Here is an 8,579-nt window from a genome sequence, read left to right on the forward strand (position 1 = left end):
CGCCGACGCCGACTAGACAGGCGCGATGACAGATACGGGACGGGAACGGGCGCTGGCGGACGCAGCGATGGCGGCGCTGCGGCAGGGAGATGCGCAACGAGCAGTCGCCACCTTGCGCGACATGCAGGAACCGCCGCCCATGCTGCTGGCGCAGGCCTGCAATCGCAGCGGCGACCTGGATGGCGAGGCGGCGGCGCTGCGACGCATCCTTGACCAGGACATTCGCAATCTGCCCGCGATGCTGGCCATGGGCCAGAATGCCGATCGGCGGGGCGACGCGCGCGGCGCGACCAGCTGGTATCGGTCCGCGCTGGCCCAAGCCGCGGCCACAGGCGCGCCGCCCCTGCTCCAGCCGTTGTTGCACAAGGCGCAGGACTATGTGGCGCGATCAAGCCGGACTTTCGAAGATCATCTGATGGATGCGATCAGCGGACTGCCGGCACTGCCCCGCATCCAGCTGGCGACCGACCTGCTGCTGGGCAAGCAGAGCCTGTTCCTGCAGCAGCCCAGCATGTTCTATTTCCCCGGACTGCCGCAGCGCGCCTTTTACGAGCGGTCGGAGTTTGATTGGGTCGCCCCGATGGAAGCGATGACTGGGGCCATGGTCGCGGAACTGGAGCAGGTGCGCGCGCAGGAGGCCGCTGCCTTCGCCCCCTATGTCCAGACGTCCCCGTTGCGTCCCGCGCCCAACAACCCGTTGCGCGACGATGATCGCTGGGGGGCGCTGTATTTCTGGCAGAATGGCGAGCAGGTCGCGGCCAATGCGGACCGCTGCCCGGCGGTGATGGCGGCCTTGGCTTTGGCGCCCATTCCCGTCATCGCCGGACGGTCGCCGATGGCGCTCTGGTCGCTATTAAAGCCCGGCACGCATATCCAGCCGCATCACGGCCTGCTCAACACCCGCCTCATCTGTCACTTGCCGCTGCTGACGCCAGACGGATGCGCGCTGCGGGTCGGGGCGGAAACGCGGACATGGCGCAAGGGCGAGATGCTGCTGTTCGACGACAGCATCGAGCATGAGGCGTGGAACCGCAGTTCGGACACGCGGGTCGTGCTGTTGTTCGAGATATGGCGGCCTGAAATCGAGGCGGAGGAACGCGACGCACTGACGCAACTGTTCCAGGCGATCGACCGGTTCGGCCCGGCGCAGGTCGATACGGGCGGCTGAATGGAGCGTTCGCGGCAGCGCCGACCGCGAGAGAGCAACCTGGGAATGCTCTAGCGCATCTTGGCGGTGACGACGTCAAAAGGCTGGGGCCGGCCCAGATGAAAACCCTGGCCGATGGGGCAGCCATGGGCGAGCAGCAATTGCGCCTGAAGTTCCGTCTCGACGCCCTCCGCCACGACTTCCATGCCGAAACTGTCACCCAGCTTGACGATCGCATCGACAATGGCCGCGTCGCCCGCGTCATTGTCCATGTTGCTGACGAAACTGCGGTCGATCTTGAGCACATCGACCGGATAATGTTTGAGGTGGCTGAGCGAGGCATAGCCGGTGCCGAAATCGTCCAGTGCGACTCGCACCCCTTCCTTGGCGAAACAGCGCAGCGCGGTGGCGACCTGATCCGCGCCCCGGCCCAGGAACACGGTTTCCGTCACCTCCAACTCAAGATGGCGCGTGGGGATATTGGCTAGACGCAGTCGTTCCAACACCGAATCGGCAAAGCCGGCATGAGTGAAATCGGCCGCCGACGCGTTGAACGCCACGCTGCCCGGATCAAGCCCCGCATCAAGCCATCGGATGATATCGCGCAGCAGCTTGTCCAGCATCGTCTGGGTCAGTCCGACCGCGATCTCCCCATGGTCGAAGGCGGCAGCGATGCTGCCGGGCAACTGCACGCCCAGGCGCGGATGACACCAGCGCAACAGCGCCTCATAGCCCGTGACCATACGGGTGCGCAGGTCGATCTTGGGCTGGTAATAGGGCATGATCAGGTCGTCGGCGATGATCTGGCGCGCCATTCGGATCATGGAGCTGCGCTGCTGCGCCTCGGCGCGCAGACTGGAATGGAACAGCGTCAGCCGCCCGCGCCCGGCCGCCTTCGACGTGTAAAGGGCCAGGTCGGCGGCCTTGAACAGCTCATCCCCTTCGCTGCCGGCGTCGCCGCCGAACAGCGCCGCGCCCATGCTGACGCCGCAATCGAGCGAGCGCCCTTCATGCATATGCGGTCGGCGCAGGGTTTCGATCAGCGCCTTGCCCCAGGCTTCGGCGCGGGTCGCATCACTCAACGTGCTGGACAAAAGGCCAAATTCGTCGCCGCCCAGGCGACCGATGACCGCATCGGGCGGAGCCGCGGCCTGCAACCGCTCGGCAAAGGCGCACAACAGCGCGTCGCCGGCATCGTGGCCCAGTGAATCATTGGTCCGTTTAAGGTCGTCTATGTCCATCAAAAGAAGGGCGAAACTGTCCCCCGACCGGCGCGCCGCCTTGGCCATGTCGTCCAGCGTCTGTTGCCATGACGACCGGTTGGGCAGTCGCGTCATGGCGTCATGCGTGGCCGCCCAGCGAATACGCCGTTCGCTGTCCTGCTGTTCGGTCACGTCCAGGAACGTGATGATGATGCGAACCGACCCGTCGGTATCGCACCGCGTCGTCCAGCCCGTGCTCTTGATCCAGCGAAGCGCGCCGTCGGTGGCGCGATATATCCGCAGCATGTCTTCAAAATGCGCTGGCAGGCCGCCGCCGGCAACCGCGGCCAATTTGTCCTGCAAGCGCGGGCGATCATCCGGGTGGACGAGCGACAGCGCCAGTTCGGTCGTCGGCGTGACATCTGGCGACACGCCCAGCATTGCGCGCAATTCCGGCGACCAACTGCGCTGTCCCGTCCTGCTGTCGAAATCCCATATCCCAAGTCCGGCCGACTGGATCGCCAGCCGGAACCGCTCCTCGCTTTGGGCGAGATCATGCTCGGCCATATGCCGTTCATGCACGTCTTCCAGCGATCCATACCAGCGAATGATCCGGCCATCCGCGTCGCGCCGCGCCGCCGCGCAGGCTCGCATCCAGCGATAATGGCCAGAGCGCAACCGCACGCGATATTCGATATCGACCGGTTCCCCATTGGCGAGATGCCGATCCCATATTCCCAGCACGCGGGTCTCATCCTCTGGGTGCAACACCGTGGCCCATCCCTGGCCAAGCGCTTCGTCTTTCGAAATGCCGGTTATTTCCGCGAATCGAGGCCCGACTTCCTCGATCGCTCCGTCAGGCCCGGCAGTCCAGGGAACCTGCGGGCTGAGCGCGACCGACCAGCGATAGTGATCGCGGCTTTCGGCGACAGCTGCGGACAGCAATTCATGATAGGGCTGAGCATCCGCCACGATGCCGTAATAGCGCCAGTCCCCGCCGGGCAGGGGGTGACGCCGCATCTCGACGCGGCACCAGCGCGGGCGGCCCGGTTCGAGCGACAATGTCACCATGATGGGGGACGGCTGCCGTTCCTTGCTGGCGGCGATCAGGGCGCGGCGATCAGCCGCGTCCAGCAGCGCCCGCCAGCCACGGCCGACAGGATCGATCGCCGGTCGCAGCGACGGCCCCGATACCGACCACCATCCGATCAGCCGACCATGCCGGTCGGCCACCCATCGAATGATGCGCGGCGACATCTCGACGAAATCGGCAGAGGGCGCCATATCGACGCCGGCGAGCAACGGGTCGGCGCCGACATAGCCATGTCCGGCCATGTCCCAACCCTGCAAAAACCGGTGGTCAACGAACCGGTCCACCGCTCCTCTCCCTCCAGGCACATTCCTGCGTCATGGAGACCCGTTTAGAGGAAAAGGTTAAACAATTTGGATATTTTCCAGCCTGGCGGGCAATCCCGGCCGGACCAGCGGCCTATCTGCGCAAAATTGTCGCGAGATCAGCGGTTCGTGGCGCGCGCTCTGGTGCTGCACCGACAGCTCCCGGATCGCTTTCGATCGGATCGAAGCGTGTCCAGCCATCGCGGCCGAGCTTTTCGAGCGGCTGGTACCGCACCTTATACTGCATCCGCGCCGCGCCCTTAACCCAATAGCCCAGATAGACATAAGGCAGGTCCGCGGCGGCCGCGCGCAGGATATGGTCCATGATGATATAGTTGCCCAGCCCGGGGCGATCCGGGGACTGGGTGTCGAAGAAACTGTAGATCATCGACAGGCCGTCGCCTTGCCGGTCGGTAAGACAGGCGCCGACCAGTTTGCCCGGCCGGCCATTGCTGCCGGGCTCTCGATATTCGACGACATGGCTATCGACCGGGGTCTGTTCGACCATGTCGGCAAAGTCCATTTCGTCCATTCCGGTCATACCCCCGCCGGGGTGGCGCACGTTCAGATAACGCTGGAGCAGCGCGAACTGCTCCTGCGTCGACCAGGGCTTGCAGGCGCTGACCACCAGATCCTCGTTCCGGCGCAGCAATTTGCGCTGGGTCGCATTGGGCCGGAATTCGTGCGTGACGACGCGGACCGACACGCAGGCGGTGCAATCGATGCAGCTGGGCCGATAGGCGACATTCTGGCTGCGACGAAAACCGATGCGGCCAAGCGCGTCGTTGAGTTCCGCCGCATTGTCGCCGCTGAGTTCCGTAAAGACCTTCCGTTCGCTCCGGCCAGGCAAATAGGGGCACGGGCTGGGATTGGTCACGAAGAAGCGCGGGAAGCGAAATGGCGCGGTCACGCGGCTCCCCCCGATCCTGTGCTGCCAAACCCATGCGTCATGCGCTCGTTATGCCGCTCCCGCGCGCGCAAGAAAAGCGCATTTACTATCAAAAAATGGGGGTCAAGCGTCCCATTATGCAACCTCGATCGGCGCGACCTCATAGCCGGCGGCGCGCAGCGCGCCGAGCAGGTTCTGGAGATGATCGCGGTCGCGCGTTTCGCATTCGACGTCGAGGCTGAGGCCCTTGGCCGGCAGGTTGGTGAAAATGCGCTGATGCGACAGTTCCAGGATGTTGACCGCCTCCTGATCGAAGATGCGCGCGACGTTGAACAGCGCGCCCGGCCGATCCTGCAAGATGATGCGCAGTCGTGCCAGCCGGCCCGAGCGGGCAAGGTCGCGCAGAAGCACATTGGCCAGCAGGCGCGTGTCGATATTGCCGCCGGTCAGCACCAGCCCCACCCTGCGCCCGGCAAATTGATCGCGATGCGTGAGCAGGGCGGCAAGGCCTGCCGCGCCAGCCCCTTCCACCACCGTCTTTTCGATCTGGAGCAGCAGGCTGAGCGATTCTTCCAGCCGCCGCTCGTTCACCAGCAGGATGTCGTCGGCCAGCCGTTCGACAAAGCGGCGCGTGACCGAACCGGGCTGCTTGACGGCAATGCCCTCGGCCAGCGTGTCGCCGTCGCAAGCGAGGTCCGTGCTTTTCATGAAGCCGTACATGGACGGATATAGTTCGGCCTGCACGCCGATCAGGCGAATGTCCGGCTTCATCGCGCGCGCCGCCGTGCCCATGCCCGAAAACAGGCCGCCGCCGCCGATGGGCACGACCAGCGTGTCGATTTCCGGCGCGTCCTCCAGCATTTCGAGCGCGACCGTCCCCTGCCCGGCGATGATGTCGGGCTCATCGAAGGGGTGGACGAAGGTCAGCCCCTGCTGCGCCTCCAGTTCGCGGGCATGGGCATAGGCATCGTCGAATTTCTCGCCAAATTGCACGACGGTCGCGCCGTGGCTGCGCGTCTGCGTCACCTTGATGATCGGCGTGGTCGTGGGCATCACGATGGTGACAGGCACGCCCAGCCGTTTGCCATGATAGGCCAGGCCCTGCGCATGATTGCCCGCCGACGCGGCGATGACGCCCTTCGCCTTTGACGCGTCGTCCAGTTGCAGCAGGCGGTTCAGCGCGCCGCGTTCCTTATAGGCGGCGGTGAACTGGAGATTTTCGAACTTCAGATAGACCTTGCAGCCCAGCATGTCGGACAGCGTCTGGCTGATCAACGTCGGCGTCTTGACGATCGCTCCGGCAATGCGGGTGCGGGCGGCCAATATGTCATCGACGGTGACGGGCAGCGGCAGGGCGCTTTCGATCTTCGCGAGCGTATTCATGCCCGCCCCCTAGACCAAAAACAGCTGCGAAGAAACTGGAACTGTCCCGGCACTGGCCCTATGGCGGAGGTCCAAGCACGCAAATATATGAGGCGGGATGGCTAGGATCGCGTTTATCGGCCTGGGGACCATGGGGGCTCCGATGGCTGGACATCTGGCGAAGGCCGGGCATGAGCTGACGGTCTACAACCGATCCATCGGCAAGGCGAAAAGCTGGGCCGAAGCCTATGGCGGCGCGGTCGCGATCAGCCCGGCCAAGGCCGCAGAGGATGCGGACATCGTCATCAGTTGCGTGGGCACCGACGATGATCTGGCGCAGGTGGCGCTGGGGCGCGAAGGCGCGTTCCGATCCATGCAGCCGGGCGGCCTGTTCATCGACCACACCACCGTATCCGCGCGCATCGCCCGGCAATTGTTCGTGGAAGGCGAAAGCCGGGGCATCCACAGCGTCGACGCGCCCGTGACCGGCGGCCATTCGGGCGCGCAGGACGGCAAGCTCGCCATCATGTGCGGGGGCAGCGAACCGGCGGTCGCGGCGGCGAAGATCGTGATGCAGGCCTATGCCACGCGCATCGTCCATGTCGGCGGCGCGGGCGCGGGCCAGACCGCCAAGATGGCGAACCAGATCTGCATCGCCGGCATTATCCAGGGCCTGTCCGAAGCCTTGCGGTTCGCGCAGGCGGCGGAACTGGATCTGGACGCGGTGTTCGAGGCGATTTCGGGCGGCGCGGCGCAAAGCTGGCAGATGGACCGATATTGGGGAACGATGGCGCGCGACGAATTCGACTTCGGCTTCGCCGTCGACTGGATGCGCAAGGATCTGGGACTGGCGCTGGACGAAGCGCGCGCCAATGGCGCGACATTGCCGGTGACGGCGATGATCGATCAATTTTACGCCGATGTGCAGGCCATGGGCGGCCATCGGCAGGACACGAGCGCATTGGTGCGGAGACTGACCCGAGCATGAAGATTTTCGTTTCGAGCGCCGCGATCGCGCTCGCCCTGTGTCCGGCGCCGGTTCTTGCGGCGGGCGTCATCGACAATGTGAACGGCATCGCGCTGGACGCCAATGGCAAGATCGTGCGCTTCGGCGCGCTGATGATCGACGATGACGGCAAGGTCGAAAAGCTGATCGAGGGCCGCTACAAGGAACCGGAATATAAACGGCCCAAGAAGCGCAAGAAGGGCGAGCCCTGGCCCGAGCCGCCCAAGGGGCTGGCATTCAAGCTGGACGGCGGCGGCAAGACGCTGATCCCCGGCCTCATCGACGCGCATGGCCATGTAATGGGCTATGGCCTGTCGCTGATCACTCTCGACCTGTCGGACACGACATCGCTGGCGCAGGCGCAGGAGAAGATCCGCGCCTATGTCGCCGCCAATCCGGGCCGCAAATGGATCATCGGCACGGGCTGGAACCAGGAACAATGGGGTCTGGGCCGATTTCCCACCGCCGCTGACCTGGACGCGGCGGTCAGCGACATTCCCGTATGGCTGGAACGGGTGGACGGCCATGCCGGCTGGGCGAACAGCGCCGCCATCCGCGCGGCCGGGATCACTGGCGCGACCAAGGCGCCGGCGGGCGGGCGGATCGAAATGACGGGCGGCAAGCCTGCGGGCGTGTTCGTCGACCGGGCGATGGACCTGATGCAGAAGGTCGTGCCGCCGCCCGCGCCCAAGGACCGCGATCTGGCGCTGGAGAAGGCGCAGCGCGCCCTGCTGTCGATGGGCATCACCGGCATCGCCGACATGGGCACCAGCATCGAGGATTGGCAGGCGTTCCGCCGGTCGGCCGATCGCGGCGCGCTGCGCGTGCGGATCATGTCCTACGCCATGGGGCTGGACAATATGGTGCTGATCGCCGGGCCGGAACCGACGCCGTGGCTGTATGACGACCATCTGCGCATGGGCGGGATCAAGCTGCTGCTGGACGGCGCGCTGGGATCGCGCGGGGCATGGCTGAAGGGCGACTATGCCGATGCGCCGGGCCAGCGCGGCCTTCGCATGATCCCCGACACGCAATTGCGCAACATCATGAGCCGGGCGGCGATGGACAATTTCCAGGTCGCGATGCACGCGATTGGCGATGCCGCCAATGGCGAGGCGCTGGACGCGATCCAGGAACTGGCCGAAACCTACAAGGGCGACCGGCGCTGGCGCATCGAACATGCGCAGATCATCGATCCGGCCGACCTGCCGCGCTTCGGTCCGCTGGGCGTGGTTGCCTCGATGCAGCCGGTGCATGAAGCGTCGGACTGGCGCATGGCGACGGCGCGGCTGGGCGAAGCGCGGCTGGCGGGCGCCTATGCATGGAAAACGATGCTCGACAATCGCGTGCCGCTCGCCTTCGGCTCCGACGTGCCGGTGGAAAGCCCCAATCCCTTCCCCGGCATCGCGGTCGCCATGTCGCGGGAGGATGCAAAGGGTCAGCCGGTTGGCGGATGGATGCCGCAGCAACGCGTGAGCTTTCAAGCGGCGCTCGACGGCTTCACCCGGCAGGCGGCCTATGCTGGTTTTGCGGAAAAGAAGTTCGGCAGCCTGGTGCCGGGCCAACGCGCCGATTCCT

The 8,579-nt window shown here is 65.3% G+C and carries 6 protein-coding genes; 3 read left to right on the forward strand and 3 right to left on the reverse strand.

Going from position 1 to position 8,579, the window contains the following annotated elements:
- Positions 1 to 25: 25 nt before the first annotated feature.
- Positions 26 to 1,168 carry an aspartyl/asparaginyl beta-hydroxylase domain-containing protein gene (locus SKA58_RS08885; RefSeq protein WP_009822073.1) on the forward strand — a complete coding sequence of 381 codons (1,143 nt, stop codon included), beginning with the start codon at positions 26 to 28 and terminating at the stop codon, positions 1,166 to 1,168.
- Between the two features lie 50 nt (positions 1,169 to 1,218).
- Here SKA58_RS08885 and SKA58_RS08890 read toward each other — a convergent pair whose 3' ends face one another.
- From SKA58_RS08890 to SKA58_RS08900, 3 genes are all read right to left on the reverse strand, one after another.
- A complete protein-coding gene (locus SKA58_RS08890; RefSeq protein ID WP_037542347.1) occupies positions 1,219 to 3,726 on the reverse strand; it encodes an EAL domain-containing protein in 2,508 nt (835 codons plus the stop codon).
- A gap of 112 nt (positions 3,727 to 3,838) precedes the next feature.
- Positions 3,839 to 4,654 carry an arginyltransferase gene (locus SKA58_RS08895; RefSeq protein WP_009822075.1) on the reverse strand — a complete coding sequence of 272 codons (816 nt, stop codon included), beginning with the start codon at positions 4,652 to 4,654 and terminating at the stop codon, positions 3,839 to 3,841.
- Positions 4,655 to 4,768: 114 nt separating this feature from the next.
- Positions 4,769 to 6,016, reverse strand: a complete 1,248-nt coding sequence (locus SKA58_RS08900) for a threonine ammonia-lyase (protein WP_009822076.1) — start codon at positions 6,014 to 6,016, stop codon at positions 4,769 to 4,771.
- A gap of 97 nt (positions 6,017 to 6,113) precedes the next feature.
- Here SKA58_RS08900 and SKA58_RS08905 point away from each other — a divergent pair, with 97 nt between their 5' ends.
- Positions 6,114 to 6,983: an NAD(P)-dependent oxidoreductase gene (locus SKA58_RS08905; RefSeq protein ID WP_037542349.1), complete on the forward strand. Its 870-nt coding sequence runs from the start codon at positions 6,114 to 6,116 to the stop codon at positions 6,981 to 6,983.
- Positions 6,980 to 8,579: amidohydrolase (locus tag SKA58_RS08910; protein ID WP_009822078.1), on the forward strand; the 1,600-nt coding region annotated here is incomplete at its 3' end. The genes SKA58_RS08905 and SKA58_RS08910, both read left to right, overlap by 4 nt.

This window comes from Sphingomonas sp. SKA58 (assembly GCF_000153545.1).
Lineage (GTDB): Bacteria > Pseudomonadota > Alphaproteobacteria > Sphingomonadales > Sphingomonadaceae > Sphingobium > Sphingobium soli.

Bases quoted from the DNA above. Each gene is read 5' to 3' on its own strand.
- SKA58_RS08885 (WP_009822073.1), top strand. From the start codon at position 26: ATGACAGATACGGGACGGGAACGGGCGCTGGCGGACGCAGCGATGGCG.
- SKA58_RS08905 (WP_037542349.1), top strand. From the start codon at position 6,114: ATGGCTAGGATCGCGTTTATCGGCCTGGGGACCATGGGGGCTCCGATG.
- SKA58_RS08900 (WP_009822076.1), bottom strand. From the start codon at position 6,016: ATGAATACGCTCGCGAAGATCGAAAGCGCCCTGCCGCTGCCCGTCACC.